The organism is Agromyces sp. Y558, from assembly GCF_059445415.1.
This window is the reverse complement of sequence record NZ_JCAIUH010000001.1, coordinates 857809-874909: the sequence shown is the minus strand read 5'-3', so window position 1 is coordinate 874909 and position 17101 is coordinate 857809. Positions and strand designations below refer to the sequence as shown.

Annotated in this window: 13 protein-coding genes; 6 read left to right on the top strand and 7 right to left on the bottom strand. The window is 69.2% G+C overall.

All coding sequences use genetic code 11. The features are described 5' to 3' along the window. Positions 1-141 precede the first annotated feature (141 nt). The 5 genes from AC1C2T_RS04165 (at position 142) to iolD (ending at position 6477) form a co-directional block, all read left to right on the top strand. The gene (locus AC1C2T_RS04165) at positions 142-1461 is read left to right on the top strand and encodes an FAD-binding oxidoreductase (protein ID WP_495384345.1); all 1320 of its coding nucleotides are present in this window, start codon (positions 142-144) and stop codon (positions 1459-1461) included. A gap of 121 nt (positions 1462-1582) precedes the next feature. Then, positions 1583-2620, top strand: a complete 1038-nt coding sequence (gene iolC, locus AC1C2T_RS04160) for a 5-dehydro-2-deoxygluconokinase (protein WP_495384344.1) — start codon at positions 1583-1585, stop codon at positions 2618-2620. Continuing rightward, positions 2610-3518, top strand: coding sequence for a class I fructose-bisphosphate aldolase (locus AC1C2T_RS04155; RefSeq protein WP_495361497.1), 909 nt, complete (start codon positions 2610-2612; stop codon positions 3516-3518). The genes iolC and AC1C2T_RS04155 overlap by 11 nt, the downstream gene beginning before the upstream one ends. 50 nt (positions 3519-3568) lie before the next feature. Beyond that, positions 3569-4546 (top strand): 5-deoxy-glucuronate isomerase, encoded by a 978-nt coding sequence (gene iolB / locus AC1C2T_RS04150; RefSeq protein ID WP_495384343.1) that lies wholly within the window; start codon positions 3569-3571, stop codon positions 4544-4546. A 47-nt stretch (positions 4547-4593) separates the two neighbouring features. Continuing rightward, positions 4594-6477, top strand: a complete 1884-nt coding sequence (gene iolD, locus AC1C2T_RS04145) for a 3D-(3,5/4)-trihydroxycyclohexane-1,2-dione acylhydrolase (decyclizing) (RefSeq protein ID WP_495385388.1) — start codon at positions 4594-4596, stop codon at positions 6475-6477. A 91-nt stretch (positions 6478-6568) separates the two neighbouring features. Here iolD and AC1C2T_RS04140 read toward each other — a convergent pair whose 3' ends face one another. Then, entirely contained in the window at positions 6569-6913 is a 345-nt protein-coding gene (locus AC1C2T_RS04140) for a winged helix-turn-helix transcriptional regulator (RefSeq protein ID WP_495361499.1), read from the bottom strand. A 166-nt stretch (positions 6914-7079) separates the two neighbouring features. Between AC1C2T_RS04140 and AC1C2T_RS04135 the strand changes: the two genes are divergently transcribed. Then, entirely contained in the window at positions 7080-9188 is a 2109-nt protein-coding gene (locus AC1C2T_RS04135) for a HelD family protein (protein ID WP_495384342.1), read from the top strand. 22 nt (positions 9189-9210) lie between these two features. Here AC1C2T_RS04135 and AC1C2T_RS04130 read toward each other — a convergent pair whose 3' ends face one another. The 6 genes from AC1C2T_RS04130 to AC1C2T_RS04105 all read right to left on the bottom strand — a co-directional run bounded on the left by AC1C2T_RS04130 (position 9211) and on the right by AC1C2T_RS04105 (position 17099). After that, on the bottom strand, positions 9211-9972 hold the full coding sequence (locus AC1C2T_RS04130) for a GntR family transcriptional regulator (protein ID WP_495361501.1): 762 nt from the start codon (positions 9970-9972) through the stop codon (positions 9211-9213). A gap of 63 nt (positions 9973-10035) precedes the next feature. Further along, entirely contained in the window at positions 10036-12870 is a 2835-nt protein-coding gene (locus AC1C2T_RS04125) for a glycoside hydrolase family 38 N-terminal domain-containing protein (protein WP_495384341.1), read from the bottom strand. Between the two features lie 90 nt (positions 12871-12960). Then, entirely contained in the window at positions 12961-14217 is a 1257-nt protein-coding gene (locus AC1C2T_RS04120) for a CehA/McbA family metallohydrolase (protein ID WP_495384340.1), read from the bottom strand. A 4-nt stretch (positions 14218-14221) separates the two neighbouring features. Then, entirely contained in the window at positions 14222-15295 is a 1074-nt protein-coding gene (locus AC1C2T_RS04115; protein WP_495361504.1) for an ABC transporter ATP-binding protein, read from the bottom strand. Next, positions 15295-16170, bottom strand: coding sequence for a carbohydrate ABC transporter permease (locus AC1C2T_RS04110; protein WP_495361505.1), 876 nt, complete (start codon positions 16168-16170; stop codon positions 15295-15297). Before AC1C2T_RS04110 ends, AC1C2T_RS04115 begins: the two co-directional genes overlap by 1 nt. Further along, positions 16167-17099, bottom strand: a complete 933-nt coding sequence (locus AC1C2T_RS04105) for a carbohydrate ABC transporter permease (RefSeq protein ID WP_495361506.1) — start codon at positions 17097-17099, stop codon at positions 16167-16169. The genes AC1C2T_RS04110 and AC1C2T_RS04105 overlap by 4 nt, the downstream gene beginning before the upstream one ends. Positions 17100-17101: the final 2 nt, after the last annotated feature.

Here is a 17101-nt window from a genome sequence, read left to right as displayed (position 1 = left end):
TGGGTGTCTCGTAACTCACCTGAACTCGCCACGCATGGGTTTCGACACACTGAGGTGCCGATCGATGAGCATGCGAACGCACGGATTCAGCGCTGAGCGAGCAGCGTTCCGGATGTCGCAGGCCGCTGCCAGACTGGCGAAATGTCTCTTCTCTCCGATCTCAGTGAGCGAATTCCAGGCCGGGCGCATGGTCCCGGCGCAACCGAATACGACGCCGGCCGTACCGTCTTCGCCGGCGTCGGCGAACCCGAAGCGGTCGTCCGGCCGCACATCGCCGAAGAAGTCGCGGCCGCTGTCGGCCTCGCGGCGGCGGCTGGCCTTCCCATCGCCGTGCGCAGCGGCGGCCACGGCCTCGTTCCGGTCGAAGACGGCCTCGTCGTCGACCTCGCCGAGTTCACGGCCATCGAAGTCGGCGACGACGGTCTCGTCACCGTCGGTGGCGGCGCGCGCTGGGGCGATGTCGCCGCAGCACTCGCTCCGCACGGTCTGGGCATCAGCTCGGGCGACACCCGCGACGTCGGCGTGGGCGGTCTCGCCCTCGGCGGGGGCATCGGATGGCTGGTCCGCGGGCAGGGGTTCGCGATCGACGCGCTCCGCGAGGCCGAGCTCGTTACCGCGGCCGGTGAGGTGCTGACGGTGAACGAGACCGAGCACCCCGAGGTGTTCTGGGCGCTCCGCGGCGGCGGCGGCAACTTCGGCGTAGTGACGCGATTCGTCTTCCAGGCCGTGCCCGCCGACGGCCTCGTCGGCGGGCACGTGCGGTTCGACCGATCCGACGTGCCGGCGGTGCTGCGGGCGTGGCGCGACATCATGCGCGGCGGCCCCGACGAGCTGAACTCGACGCTCGTGCTGATGCCGGCGTTCGCCCCGGGCGTGCCCGCCGGCCCGCAGCTCGGCGTCGCGTTGCAGGGCAGCGAGGAGCGACTTCGTGAGCTGCTCGCGCCGCTCCTCGCACTCCCGTCGGTCACCGAGGTCTCGCTCGCGCCGGTCGACTACGGCGACCTGCTCGAAGACGCCCCGCCCGGGCGCCCGCCGCTCCAGTTCGTCGGGGGCAACGGCTTCGTGCCCGAGCTCTCCGATGCAGCGCTCGATGCGGTCGCCGCCGCATACGACCGCGAGGTGCCGACGATGGCCATGCTGCGCGCTCTCGGCGGCGCGTTCTCGCGCGTTGCGCCTGATGCCACGGCCATCGCCCACCGCGACGCCGAGGCGTTCCTCATCGTCAACGGCGTGCTGCCCACGGATGCACCGGCCGAACAGGTGGCGGTTGTGAAGGCCGGCAACGACGCGGCCCTCGCGTTCACGAGCGGCGTCTACGGCAACTTCTCGGTCGAGACAGGCGAAGAGGTCATCCGGGCGATGTACCCGCCGGCCACGCTCGAACGTCTGCGCCGCGTGAAAGCGCAGCTCGACCCGGGCAACGTGTTCCGGCAGAATCACAACATCACGCCGGCGAGCTGAGCAAAGGTGAGCGGATGCCGCGGCTGAGGCCCGGGGCATCCGCTCGCTCCACTTTGTTAGGACATTCTGTGTAGACTGCTGATACCGCACGCGGCACCGGCAGAAAGTTGTACGACGCAGTATGACCAACACGACAGCATCGCCCTTCGACCTCATCACCATCGGTCGCGTCGGCATCGACCTCTATCCGACGCGCGACGGCGTGCACCTCGACGAAGCCGAGCTCTTCAGCAAGTCCGTCGGCGGAAGCGCCACGAACGTCGCGATCGCCGCCGCCCGGCACGGGCGCCGGAGCGCCGTGATCACCCGCACCGGCGACGACGCCTTCGGTCGATACATTCGGCGCGAACTCGGCAGCTTCGGCGTCGACCCGCGATTCATCGCGACCGTGCCCGAGCTGTTGACACCGCTCACCTTCTGCGAGATCTTCCCGCCCGACGACTTTCCGCTCACGTTCTATCGCAAGCCGAAAGCGCCCGACCTCGAGATCACGCCCGAGAGCCTGCCGCTCGACGACATCCGCTCGGCGACGATCTACTGGTCGACCGTGACCGGCCTGAGCGAGGAGCCGAGCCGGGCAGCCCACCACGCCGCGTGGCTCGCTCGCGGGCGACGACAGCACACCGTGCTCGACCTCGACTACCGCCCGATGTTCTGGCCCTCCGTCGATGAGGCGCGGCGTGAGGTGTCCGCCGCCCTCGATTCGGTGACCGTCGCCATCGGCAACCTCGACGAGTGCGAGGTCGCCGTCGGCGAGCGCGACCCGCACCGCGCGGCCGATGCGCTGCTCGATCGCGGCGTCGAGCTCGCCGTCGTGAAACGCGGCCCCCACGGCGTGCTCGCGAAGACACGCGATGAGACCGTCGAGTCGCCCGCCTTTCCGGTTCAGGTCGTCAACGGGCTGGGCGCCGGCGACGGATTCGGCGGCGCGTTCTGCCACGGCCTGCTCGCGGGGTGGCCGCTCGAGCGCACGATCGCCTTCGCGAACGTCGCCGGCGCCATCGTCGCCTCCCGCCGGGAGTGCTCGACGGCGATGCCGACGACCGCCGAGGTCGAGGAGCTCGCCCGGGAACGCGCAGGCAGCCGCGCCGGCGCCGGCACCGCGGTCGCCCTCGAACCCGAGCACGCACGCGACGGAGGGGCCGCCGATGCATCCTGAGACCATTCGACGATTCGTCGACGACGACCGATTCGCCGCCATTCGCGACCGGCGGGCGAACGACCCCGCTGCGATCGCGGCCGCCCACGCCGCTCGCTCGCGCCGGCCCTTGCTCGGCGAGAACGGCCGGCTCTTCATCCTCGCGGCCGACCATCCGGCACGCGGGGCCCTCGGCGTCGGCGACGAACCCATGGCGATGGCCGACCGGTACGAGCTGCTCGACCGACTCGCCCTGGCCCTCAGCCGCCCCGGCGTCGACGGCGTGCTCGGCACCCCCGACATCATCGACGACCTCGCACTGCTCGGAGCACTCGACGGCAAGGTCGTCGTCGGCTCGATGAATCGCGGCGGGCTCCGCGGATCGAGCTTCGAGATGGACGACCGATTCACGGGCTACGACATCGACGGCATCGTGCGCGACGGCCTCGATGTCGCGAAGGCGCTGCTGCGCATCAACCTGCAGGACCCCGGCTCGGCGGCGACGATCGAGGCCTGCGCAGCGGCCGTCACCGCTGCCGCACAGGCCGGCGTGCCGATCATTCTCGAGCCGTTCATGAGCTCACTCCGCGGCGGCGGCAGCGTCAACGATCTCACCGCCGACGCCGTCATCACCTCCGTCGCGATCGCCGCGGGCCTCGGCTCCAGCTCGGCCTTCACCTGGATGAAGCTGCCGGTGGTCGATGAGATGGAGCGAGTGATGGCGGCGACGACGCTGCCGACCCTGCTGCTCGGCGGGGAGCGCCCCGACGACCCAGACGCGATGTACGCCAGCTGGCAGCACGCACTTGCGCTGCCCGGCGTCCGCGGGCTCGTGGTCGGGCGCACGCTCATCTATCCTCCCGACGGAGACGTGCAGCGCGCCGTCGACACTGCGGCAGCACTCGTGCACGAGCACTGACGACGCGACGGTGCGGTGCTGCGGCGCCGACGAGATTCGAAGGAGCAACCGTGACCGACCAGTCGAGCACGACCCCGACGGCGAAGCCGACCCGGCCGAACGACGACCCCTGGTTCCACCCGCGAGCGAGCCTCGCCCGCGACGGCTGGGACATCGTCGTCGACTCGTCGCTTCCCGGCTGGCAGCACACCGGGCTGCGGGTCGCCGAGCTCGCCGGACGCGAGGTCGAACTGCCCGCGAGCGAGGTCGAGCGGCTCATCGTGCCATTGACGAGCGGATGCCGCGTGCGCGCGTTCACCGAAGACGACGTGCTGCACGAAGTCGAACTCGAGGGCCGCGCATCCGTCTTCGACGGCCCAACCGACACCCTCTTCCTGCCGCCGGGAACGCGCGCAACGCTCACGGGCGTGGGTCGCATCGCCGTGGCCGAGGCGCCGGCGACCACGCGGCATCCGCTTCGCCGCATCGAACGCGACGAAGTGCCCGTCGAACTTCGCGGTCGCGGGCGCGCGAGCCGGCAGGTGCACGATCTCGGCACCCCGGCCGTGCTCGACGCCGAGCGCCTGATCGTCTGCGAGGTGATCACGCCGGCCGGCAACTGGTCGTCGTATCCGCCGCACAAGCACGACGAGGAGCTGGCGGGGCGGGAGTCGCAGCTCGAGGAGATCTACTACTTCGAGGTCGCGCCGCCGGAGTCGGCCGACGCCGTCTCGGGCGCGGGCACGGGCACGGGCGCGGCGTCGCCCTACGCACTCTTCAGCGCCACCTCGTCGGCCGCGACGGAGATCGAACTCGACGAGCGCGTCGGCAGCGGCGACGTGGCGCTCATCCCGGGCGGCTTCCACGGGCCGGCGGCCGCGCCGCCCGGCAACGACCTCTACTACCTCAACGTCATGGCGGGCCCCGGCGAACGCGTCTGGCACATCAGCGATGAGCCCGGGCACGCCTGGGTGCGATCGTCGTGGGAGTCCGAACCCATCGACGCCCGACTGCCCTATACCCGTGATGCGAAAGGACCTCGCCCGTGACCGCGAGCAACGAATCTACGACCCCGAGCAGCGCGTCGACGAAGCGCATGACCGTCGGTCAGGCCCTCGTCGAGTTCCTCGCCCACCAATGGACCATCGATGGCGACCTTCGCGAGCGCACCGTCCCCGGCGTGTTCGGCATCTTCGGCCACGGCAACGTCGCCGGCCTCGGGCAGGCCCTCATGGAGTCGAATGCCGCCGACCCCGAGCTCATGCCGTACTTCCAGGCGCGCAACGAGCAGGCCATGGTGCACCAGTCGGTCGGGTTCGCGCGCATGCGCCGGCGCCGGGCGACGTACGCGAGCACCGCGTCCGTCGGGCCGGGAGCCGCGAACATGCTGACCGGCGCCGCCCTCGCGACGAGCAACCGCCTACCGGCTCTGCTGCTGCCGAGCGACACCTTCGCGACGCGGGTCGCCGACCCGGTGCTGCAGCAGCTCGAGCTGCCGCACGATCCGAGCATCCAGGTCACCGACGCGTTCCGCCCGCTGTCGCGCTTCTTCGACCGCGTCGAGCGGCCCGAGCAACTCTTCTCGATCGCGCTCGGCGCGATGCGAGTACTGACCGACCCCGCCGAGACCGGCGCCGTGACGATCGCCCTGCCCGAGGACGTGCAGGCCGAGGCGCTCGACGTGCCGCTCACCTTCCTCGCCGACCGCGAGTGGCATCTGCGACGGCCCTTGCCCGAGCCGGGGCCGCTCGCTCGCGCCGTCGCGGCGATCCGCGGTGCTCGTGCGCCCATCATCATCGCGGGCGGCGGAGTGCTCTACTCGGGCGCCGAAGACGTGCTGCGACGGCTCGTCGAGGCCACCGGCATCCCGGTCGCCACGACGCAGGCGGGCGGCGGGGTACTCCCGTGGGATCACCCTGCATACCTCGGCGGCGTCGGCGCCACAGGGAGCACCGCCGCGAACCGGCTTGCGGCCGAGGCCGATGTCGTGATCGGTATCGGCACGCGGTACAGCGACTTCACGACCGCGAGCCGCAGCGCATTCCAGCACCCGGATGTCGCGTTCGTGAACATCAACGTCGCGGCCTTCGATGCCTACAAGCACGGCACGCAGCTGCCCGTGGTCGCAGACGCGCGCACGGCGCTCGAGGCGCTCGAGGTCGAGCTCGCCGGGTACCGGGTCGCCGCGTCGCAAGCCGAACTCGTCACTGCGGAGCGGAAGGCGTGGAACGCCGTCGTCGACGCCGCGTTCGTGCCCTCGCACCGCGACCACCCGGCGCAATCCGAGATCATCGGCGCCGTGCAGGCTGCCAGCGACCCTCGCGACGTCGTCGTGCAGGCCGCCGGCTCCTTGCCGGGCGACCTGCACAAGCTCTGGCGGGTGCGCGACCCGCTCGGTTACCACGTCGAGTACGCCTTCTCGTGCATGGGCTACGAGATCGCCGGTGGTCTCGGCGTGCGCCGCGCGGCGCCCGATCGCGACGTCATCGTCATGGTCGGCGACGGCTCGTACCTGATGCTGCACACGGAGCTCGTGACGGCGGTCGCCGAAGGCCACAAGCTCATCGTCGTGCTCGTGCAGAACCAGGGCTACGCTTCGATCGGCAACCTCTCGGAGTCGGTCGGCGGACAGCGTTTTGGCACCAGGTATCGCCGCTACGACCCAGCGGCGCGCAACTTCCAGGGCACCGAGCCGCTGCCGGTCGACCTCGCCGCCAACGCTCGCAGCTACGGTGTCGAGGTGATCGAGATCGCGCCGGGCCCCGACGCCATCGCCGCACTCAGCCGTGCGATGGCGACGGCCAAGGCATCGCCCACGTCAACGCTCATCCACATCGAGAGCGACCCGTTGTTGTCCGGCCCCGACGGCGGCGGCTGGTGGGATGTACCCGTGGCCGAGACATCCGCGACCCCGAGCGTGCAGGCAGCGCGTGCGCAGTACGAGGCTGCGCGCGAGCAGCAGCGGCCGCTGCTCGGCTGAGCCGGCGAGATCGAATCGCACCAAGCGCGATGGCCCTTGGTGCGGCAGACCTTCGTGCTGAGCTTGCGGGCGGTCCACTCGGCTCAAATGGCTAGCCCTGGCCTGGAGCCTGAAGGTTGGTGGCCGCCCAGGTCGCGAGACGGTCGAAAATGGGTTGGATTGCCTGCCCCTGTTGCGAGAGCGCATAGGTGATGTGGTTCGGGCGGACACCGGTTTCGGCCCGTTCGACGAGACCTGCGGCGATGAGATCTACGAGGCGATCAGACAAGACGGAGTCCGTGATCGATCCCACGGAACGACGCAGGTCGGAGAACTTGATCGGCCCCTGGCTCAGGGCGGCAAGGATGATGCCATTCCACTTCTTGCCGAGGACATCGAACGCAGCTCTGAGACCGGACTCACGCGCGGAACTCGCCGAATGCGTCAGATTGCCCATGCGTACAGTAGGGCATCTTTTCGACCAATTTGCAATTGAAATCCGAGTACTTTACTCCAGCAAGTACTAGTGGTTTACTAGTGAACTTGCCCAGATGGTGGCTCCGATTCAGTCGGTTCCACGATCGGGCGCTTGACGCACGACTTCAACCATTGAAGGAGGCCCGGTGCTCGACGAGACCACTGCGACGCAGGACAACCGCGCTGCCGCACGCGACGATGCCATTGTTGAAGAGCAGGTGTATCTCGATACGGCGCATGAGCGTCGCTCTGAGATTCTCCGGTCTTTGGATGCAGAGTTGTCGGCTCCGGCGCAGGATGCGGTCGAGCAGGCTCGCTACCGAGGCTTGGCCCGGCAGCGGACCGAGTTGCAGCGCGCGGAGAGCGGCCTGATCTTCGGACGCCTTGACTCTCTGGACGGGACCACTCGCCGTGTCGGGCGGATCGGCATCTCCGGTCCCACCGACGATGATGATCCTCTGGTCGTCGACTGGCGCGCACATGCCGCTCGTCCCTTTTACATGGCCACACCAGTCGAACCTCTGGGACAGGCGCACCGCCGGCACATTCGCATCGAAGGCCGCACGGTCACTGGCGTCGACGATGAACCGCTCGACGTGGCGAACGCGAGCGGGTTGGTCGGCGAAGGAGCGCTATTCGCTGCGCTCGGGGAGCGTCGCACCGGCCAGATGACCGCCGCCGCCGCGACGCTGCAGCGGGAACAAGACGAGGTGGTCCGTGCCGACGTCAAAGGGCCACTCGTGGTTCAGGGCGGCCCTGGCACGGGCAAGACTGTGGTGGCCCTCCATCGCGCTGCCTACTTGCTCTTCGCCAACCCGCAGCTCGCAGCCCAAGGAGTCCTGACACTTGGGCCATCGCGCCGCTTCTTGGACTACATCGCTCACGTGCTCCCGGCTCTGGGTGAGACCGCGATCGTTGCAGCGATACCCGATGCTCTCGTTCCGGGGATCACCGTCACCGCCGAAGATCCGCGTGCAACAGGGGAGATCAAGGGCCGAGCGCTCTGGCAACAGGCCCTGACCCGTTACGTCGCGACACTCACGCCCGCGAGCATGTCTGTTGATTTCGTCTGGCAGGGGGAACGATATGAGATTCCGGCTATCACCGTCGGTCGTCTCATAGCTGCCGCGATCTCTGGGCGCACCTATCACGGTGCGGGCATGGTGTTCGCCGACCAGATGCACGACCGACTCACCCAGGCCGTCGCTGATCGCAGCGAAGACCTCTTCGCTCGAATCGATGATGGCCTCGAAGACATCGTGCATCGGCGTGTGGACTTTCCGGAGTTGGGCGGCGGTGAAGGGAGCGAGGCCGATGGAGTGCTCTCCGAAGAGGAACTCGACAGGCTACGCGAGAAGATCGCAGAGAACCCGCAAGTCGCCTCAACCATCCGCAGGGTGTGGCCCATCCTCGACCCTGAAGTGGAACTGCAGCGCTTCCTTGGTGACGACGCATCCCTACGCCGGTTCGCCCCGGAACTGAGCGGCGCCGAGCGAGAAGCAGTCTCGGTCAGGAAGACCGGATGGGCGACGAGCGACGTCCCGCTGCTCGATGCAATGTCTGATCTGCTCGGAGACACCGTCAATCACCCGGCAGCCGAAGAGTTCCTCTCCGAGCGCGCTGCGTCACGCCGGGACTGGATCTACGGACACGTCATTGTGGACGAAGCCCAGGAGCTGTCTGAAATGCAATGGCACATGGTGGCCCGCCGCAGCCCGCAACTGTCGATCACAGCAGTCGGCGATATCGACCAAGCCGAAACCCCGCACCAACACACATCATGGGCCCAAGCTGTCAACGCGGTATTCGGCGAACGCTGGACTCAAGCCAAGCTGACCATCGGCTACCGGACCCCCGCGGAAGTCATGGCGCTGACCGGACCCGTCCTGTACAAGGCTGGAAGCCTCAACGAACCACCACTTGCTGTCCGGTCATCGGGAATCGACCCGTGGGAGCGCGACGTCGACGAAGCGGACCTGGTGGCCGAGGCGACGCAGGCGTTCCAGGAACTGGCCGAACGCTGGGCTGGTGGCACCGTAGGCATCATCGCGGCCGCTGCACGGATCCCTGCTCTCAGCGAAGCCATGGAGGGCATCCCCGTGATCACCGCGACTCAGTCAAAGGGCCTGGAATGGGACGCCACTCTCGTGATCGATCCGGATGGCATCGCGGCCGAACCCCGCGGCTGGAACCGGCTCTATGTCGCACTCACCCGATCGACTCAAGAACTCGGCCGAATCAACATCCGAGAGTAAGCCGCGGCACCCCCGTGTCCGCTCAGCGATCGACGAGCGTGACCTCGAACGAGTAGCGGTCGGGTCGGTAGCAGTGCTGTCCGAACTCGACGGCGACGCCCGAGTTGTCGAACGCGGTGCGCGACATCGTGAGCACGGGAGCCCCGCGCGAGAGGTCGAGCAGCTCGGCTTCATGCCCGGTCGCCGCACGGGCGCCGATGCGCTGCTTCGCGACGCGCATCGTCACGCCGCGGGCACGCAGCAGTTGGTAGAGGCCGTGCTTCTCGAGCGACTCGAGGTCGAGGTCGGTGAACTGCTCGGGCAGCACGTTGTCGAGAATCGCGAGCGGCACGCCGTCGGCGATGCGCAGGCGATGCACGTGCAGCACCGTACTGCCGACCGGCACTCCGAGCGCATCCGCCGCCGGTTCCTCGGCGGTCGTGATCTCAACGGAGAGCACCCTCGTCTCGGGCTTCTGCCCCGAGCGCTCGAGGTCTTCGTAGAGGCTCGTGAGTTCGACGTTGCGGGTGACCTTGCCGTGCACCACTTGCGTGCCGATGCCCCGGCGCCGCACGAGCAGGCCCTTGTCGACGAGGTCTTGGATCGCCCGCCGGATCGTCGGGCGGGAGAGCCCGAGCCGGGCAGCGAGCGCGACCTCGTTCTCGAGACGGGCGCCCGCGGGCAGCGTCTGATCGAGGATCGCCTGCTCGAGCCGACTCGCGATCTGGTAGTACAGGGGCACCGGGCCCGAGCGATCGAGGTCGAGGAACAACTCGACCGGGAGGCGTTGCTCCAGCTGCGCCATGGGATTCTCCAGTTGTTCGGATGTTCTGACAGTTGAGAGTAGACGTTCGGCGGGAGGGCCGCCTCACTCGAGATCGGGGGGCGTGTCGCCCGCCCGTCGCCGGAACGTCTCGATGCGCGCCGCGCCGATGACGAATCGCTCGAGATCGACGTCGGGCTCGAGTACGGTGCCGGTGAGGTCGGTGCGATCCCAGATTCCGGATGCCGCTGCAGCGAGCCGTTGCGGTTCGTGCCGGTAGTTCACGAACCGCGCCTCGGAGATCGGGCGGCCCGAGGCATCCGTCACCGTGCGAAGCGACTCGAGCACGACGTCGCTCACCACCTCGACGGCGGGCGTCGTCGGCAACTCCGCAGCTTCGGCGGCCCCGCCCGCGCCAGCGACTCCGCCGACGACCGCCGGGCCACCGCGGGTGCCGCGCACGACCTCGGGTTCGACCCTCACGAGCTCGGCCCAGCGGGCTGCGCCCGACTCCGCCCAGCCCGCAGCCGATGGCAGGATCGCGAATTCGGTCGACACCGCGGTGCCGAGATACTGCGCGCCAGGAACCGGGAACTCGGCACCGGCCGGCTCGTCGCGCAGCGGATGCACGTTGACACTCATCATGCCGACGGCACGCACGAGCGTGAGTGCGATCGCGTCGACGCCCGACTGCGGGTCGGCGACGATCTCGTACTCGGAGTGCTTCGTGACGAGAAGGCTCGCAAGCCCCGCGTGCACGAAGCGGGCCACGGGATAGGTGGGCAGCGGGTACTCGCCCACAGGTCCGCCCTCGCCGATACGCCCGCGCTCGGTCACGGCATATTGCCCGGCAGCCGACGAGCCGACGAGTTCGGCGACCCCGGTGGGCACGAGTACCCGCAGGCGATGGTCGGCCGCAGGGTTCACGAAGTCGACCCGCACGCGCAGCATCGGCTCGCCCTCGCGGAGTTCGAGCACGGTGTCGACGACGAGGTCGACGGATGTCGCGGAGCGCCGGTCGCGATCGACCGTGTCGAGTGCGACCGGCACGGCGTAGCGGCGGCGCACGTTGAGCCGCCCGCGGATCGGCCCCGACTCGAGCACCGTCACCTCGACCGAGGTCGGGTCGGTCACCGCGGTCGCCGGGTCGACCGGTCCGTAGTTGTAGGAGTCGCCGCGGTCGCCCTCGTCGACGAGACGCATAGCATCGGTGAGCACCGTGCCGTCGGCGGCCTCGATGCGCACGGCGCCGTGATCGTCGACCGTCACGGTGAGCTGCCGATTGGCGAGAGACCGGGCCGACACCGTCACCGCGTCATCCGTCGCCCGAGCCGTCGCGGGATCGAGGCTCGCGACGCCGATGCCGCCGACATCGATGCCGACGACCGCCCTGCGGCGCGGGTCGGCGATGATCTCGACGTGCCAGCGGCGTTCGCGCGAGGCATCCGACGCCACGCGGCGTTCGAGCTCCTCGGTGAAGGCCGCGAGGTCGAAGTCGCCGACGGGGGCCTCGGCCACCTCGAAGCGCAGTCCGTCGTCGGTGAATCGCCATGCGTTGATCAGCTGGCCGAAGAGCTCGCGACCGTGAATACGGTTCAGCAGCTTCGGCAGCTCGGCGGTCGTGAGCTGCTCGTCGCCGAGCACCTCGGGCAGCGCGTCGAGCAATTGCACGCCGTCGCCGAGCTCGAGCCGCTCGGGGTCGTGCAAGCGGATCTCGACGTGGGCACGCCGGGCGAAGCCCGCCGGGTTCGCCACGACATGGCGATCAGGGGTGACGGATGCCGCGAGCCGCTCCATCGTGCGCAGGATCACGCCGCGTGCGACGTGGCCTGCCGTCGCGAGGCGGCCCTCGACCTCGATCGCGGTCGCGTCGACGCCGCATCCCGTGACGGAGTCATGCGCCGTGCTCTCGACGAGCCGGTACCATGCGGTGTCGAAGAACGCGCGGTGGTCGTCGACGCCGAACGCGGCGTCGAGGCGCTCGGCGGTGGAGAGGCGGCGCTCGGCATCGGTCATCGCCTGCTTGAGGTTCGTGCGAATCGAGAAGACGCCCGGCAGCAGGTTGCCGCGCGCGTGCGAGCGCAGCTCACCGTCGACGACCGGGAGTTCGGCGAGCGCGGAGTCGTCGCCCGCGGCCCACTCGGATGCGACCCGGCGCACGTATCCCTCGATCGTGTCGACGGTCAACCCGACGGCGGCGCCGGAGGCGTTGGCGGCCTCGACGAGCGGCATGAGGTCGGCCGGCGGTGCACTGTGGTCGGTGCCGAGCATGCCGAGGATCGGGTCGGATCCGTACCAGCTCGCGACCGACTGACGGTACTCGGCGACGAGTGCGTCGAGCTGACCGGGCAGGGCGAACAGGTCGAGGGCGTTGCCGTAGCCGTCGAGCAGGTACTCGGTGCGCACCGTCGAACCGTCGGGCGCGGTCCAGGCGAAGGCGTGGCGGTCGATGCGCGCGGGCACGCCGCGCCAGAGCGCTGCGTCGCGCAGCCCGAACCCCCGCAGCAGCTGCGGCATCTGGGCGGCGTGGCCGAACATGTCGGGCAGGTAGCCGACGCGCATCTCGGGGCCGATGCGGCGGCTGGAGCGCAGGCCCAGCTCGAGGTTGCGCACGATCGTCTCGCCGTCGCACAGGAACTCGTCGAGCAGGATCAGGAACGGTCCGATCGCGAGCTGCCCGCGGTCGACGGCCGCGACGACGCGCTCGCGCTGCTCGGGCCTGATCTCGAGGTAGTCGTCGATCGCCGCGGCCTGCCCGTCGAGGGTGAACCGGTAGCCGGGGTTGCCCTCGAGGGTGTCGAGCAGCCGGTCGAGCATGTGCACGAGGCGCAACCGGAAGACGTCGTGCGGCTCGTACCACTCACGATCCCAGTGCGTGTGCGGCACGATCACGAGTTCGTCGGGGGCATCCATGGTCACTCCAAGCAGTGGTTCGGTCATGCGGTCATGCAGGTCATGCAGGTCGTGCAGGTCGTGCAGGTCGTGCAGGTCGTGCAGGTCGCGCAGTGGTTCCGACGCGCCGGCGCGCCCCTACGCGCAGAGCGCCATGATGCGTCGGTCGGCGAGCACGAGGTGGAACGGCCCGTCGGCGCGGTCGGCCGGGAACGCCTCGCGCGCCGAATGCACCGAGCGGCGGCGCCCGAACCCGTCGACGAGGATCAGCCCTTCGGCGTCGACCGCGACGACCTCGTCGCCGAGCCGCACGAGCGCCGGAGCGCGCATGAGCTCTGGCGTGAGCACTGTGCCGTCGAAGCTGCCGCTGCCGGTGATCGCGGTGCGGCCGGCGCGAACCCCGTCGAGGATCGCCTCCGCCGAGGCATCCGTCGCCGCGACCCACGTCGTCGGCGTGCCCGGTCGCTGCGGCTCCTCGAGCATGTGCGTGTCACTGCCGCCGAGCAGGGTCGCGCCCGAAGGCCACGTGCGGAACCACGCGAACGGCGCGGTCGAGATGAGCTCGAGGTACCAGGTCGCGTGCCACAGCTCGACCGCGGCGGGCCGGCGTTCGAGCCGGTGCAGCCAACTGCAGTCGCCCGAGATCGGGTGATTGATGCTCAGGATGCCGCTTCGCCGCTCGACCTCGTCGACCCAGTGCTGCGCGGGCTCACGGAAGTCGATCCACCCGATGTCGCCGAACGCGTTCGCGTGCCCGCGGTGGGTCGTGACCTCCTGACCGGGCAGGAGCGTGATGCCGTGCTTCGCGCCCTCGGCCGACAGGTGCGCGTGGTGGCTCACGGTGTTGTGGTCGGTCACGGCCATGAAGTCGAGGCCCGATGCCACTCCGAGCGCGGCGAGGCCACCGATCGGCAGGCGCCCGTCGGAGTGGATCGTGTGCCCGTGGAAGTCACCGGCGAACCACGTGAGGCCCGGCTCGGCCGGCAGCCCGCGATCGCTGCCGCGTACGGTTCGCGTCGCCGGCGCGGCATCCGGAACCGGCGGCACTGCACGCGACGCCGGGATCGTGACCTCGACCTCGACTTCGACGCCCTCCGACGGCACGCGGTGCAGGCCCAGCACGACGTTCCACTCCCCCGGCTCGGGCGCGCCCGGCAGGTACCCGGGCGTGGCGTCGCCCGGGTGGATGAGGAACTCGGTTCGGGCGCCGCCCGACCAGCCGCGCCATCCGCTCGCCCCTTCGCAACCGAGGTCGATGCCCGCGTTCGAGCCGTCGAAGCGGATCACGACCTCGAGCGAGTCGGTGCCCGGCGGCACGTCGAAGGGCACGTTGAGAAAGCGGTGCTCGTTCTGCGTGTCGATGGTGATGGGGATGCGGCGGCGGATCGTCGTCATCGCGTCACCCGATGCGCTGCGTCGACTCGGCGTCGAAGAGCAGGGTCTTGGCGGCCTGCGGCACGATCCAGCCGCGGTCACCGGGTGCGGGCTCCTGGTCTTCGGGCACGACGACCTGGAACTTGTGCCCGCCCGCGTTCACTGCGATGAGCACGCTCGCGCCGAGGTTCTCGACGACGCTCACCTCGGCCGGGATGCCGCCAGGTTCCTCGCTCGAGACCCAGCGCAGGTATTCGGGCCGGATGCCCCAGATCACCGATTGCCCGTCGCGCACGAGCCCCTCGGCGCCGGCCGGCACCGGCACGGAGGTCTCGCCGATCGAGATCGCGCCGCCCGAGATCGCGGCCTCGGCGAGGTTCATCGGATTGGACCCGATGAACCCGGCGACGAAGGTGTTGTTCGGCTGCTGGAACACCTCGCGCGGCGTGCCGATCTGCTGGAGCTTGCCCGACTTCATGACCGCGATGCGGTCGGCGAGCGCGAGCGCCTCGGCCTGGTCGTGGGTGACGAACACGGTCGTGACGCCGAGGTCGCGCTGCAGCTCCTTGAGGAAGGTGCGCGCCTCGAGACGCAGCCGGGCGTCGAGGTTCGACAGCGGCTCGTCGAGGAGCAGCACGTCGGGCGTGGTCGCGACGGCGCGGGCGAGGGCGACACGCTGCTGCTGTCCGCCCGAGAGCTGACCCGGTCGGCGTTCGATCAGCCCCTGCAGCGAGAGCCCGTCGGCGACCGTCTCTGCCTTCGCCCGTCGCTCATCGCGCTTCACGTGCTTGATGCGCATGGGGTAGGCGATGTTGTCGCCGACGTCCATATGCGGGAAGAGCGCGTAGTCCTGGAAGACCATCGCGACGCCGCGCACGCCTGGTTCGGCGTTCGTGACGTCACGGTCGCCGATGACGAGCGTGCCGGAGGTGATCGCCTCGAGGCCCGCGATTGAGCGCAGCAGGGTGGTCTTGCCGCAGCCCGAGGGGCCGAGCAGGGCGAAGAACTCGCCGTCGTGGATCTCGACGTCGATCTCGTCGACCCCGCGGACGCCGCCGGGGTACTCCTTGACGAGTTGAGTGGCGTTGATGCCGGCCATCAGGACTTGATACCTCCATGGAAGCGGAAACCGTAGCGACGGTTGACGATGAAATAGATGATGAGCACGGGCGCCGAGAACAGCAGCGCGAAGGTCGAGATGAGCCGGAGGTCGGCCTGCCCGCTCTCGGTGTAGAAGGTGTACATGAGCACCGCCGCCGGCTGCAGGTCCGGGCTGCGCAACAGGATGAACGGCACGAGGAAGTTGCTCCAGACCTGCACGATCGTCCAGATCGCGATGAAGGCCAGACCGGGCCGCGCGATCGGTGCCACCACGTCACGGAGAATGCGGAACGGACCCGCGCCGTAGAGCCGCGCCGACTCCTCATACGACTTCGGGATCGAGTCCATGAAGTCCTTGAGGATGAAGATCACGGTCGGCAGAAGGCCGCCCGCCAGCACGAGGAGCACACCGACGTAGGAGTTGATGAGCCCGAGCTGGGTGATGATCTGGAACGTCGGCACCATGGCCGCCGTGCCCGTCACGATCGACGAGAGCAGCAGCAGTCCGTAGAGGATGCCGTCACGACCCGGGATGCGGATGCGACTCATCGCGTACGCGGCGAGCGCGCCGAGCACGACGACGATGAGCATCGTGCCGATGCCGAGCAGCAGCGAGTTGCCGATCGAGCGCAGTGCATAGGGGTTCTCGGCGAGTCGCGCGAAGTTGTCGAGCGTCCAGTCGGGCCACGACAACGACAGCGACGGGGTCGCATCGAACGGCGCAAGCACGAGCCACACCATCGGCAGGGCGAAGAGGAGGCCGACGATCGTCATGACGACGGCGAAAGCGACGCGGGCGAGGAAGTGCCGCACCGTCGCATTCGCGGCGACCTTCTGTGCGGCGGTGACCTTCTGTGCGGGAGTGGCGGTCATCGCTTCTTCCTTCCCCTCGACACGCGCACGTAGCCGAGCGCGATGACGAGATTGATGAGCAGCATGATGAGCGAGATCGCGGCGCCGAGTCCGAGCTGACCGCCGGGGATCGCCGTCTCGTAGATGTAGACCGAGAGGATCTCCGTCTTGCTGTTCGGCCCGCCCGCCGTGACGAGGTAGGGCGTGAAGGTGTTGAACGTCCACAGCGTGATGAGCAGCGTGTTCGTGAGGATGTGCCCCTTGATGTTCGGCACGATCACATCGCGCAGCTGCTGCCAGCCCGAGGCGCCGACCATCTTGGCGCTCTCGATCTGCGACGGCGGCACGGCGCTCAACGCCGAGGAGAAGAGCTGCATCGAGAAGGCGGTGCCCACCCAGATGTTGAAGATGATGATCGCTTCCATCGGGTGGTCGATCAGCCACGCGGTGCCCTCGGTGCCGAGCAGCCCGTTGACCGTGCCCGACCGCCGGTCGAGCAGGGCGAGCCACAGGAACGAGGCGACGGATGCCGGGATGACCCACGCCGCCAGTACGAGGCCTTCGAGAAGCCCCTTCGTCCAGCCGCGGATGCCCCGCACCGCCCATGCGAGCGCGAAGCCGATGAGCGTCTGGCCGATGATGCCCGAGAACAGCACGAAGATGAGCGTCAGCCAGAGCGAGTTCCAGAACGACGGGTCGGTGAGAGCTTCGGCGTAGTTGTCGAAGCCGACGAACGCGGGTGACGCGGCCTGCAGGCCGGTCAGCCGGTAGTCGGTCATGCCGAGCCAGATCGTCCAGACCGCGGGGAACAGGAGGAACAGCCCGATGATGATCAGTGCGGGAGCGACGAAGATGCCGGCCCGGGCGGTACCGAGTCCGGCGACGTCATCAGCCCGCCGCCGGCGGGGAGCGATCGCGCTCCCCGCCGGCGTCGTGGTGCTGGTGGTCATGA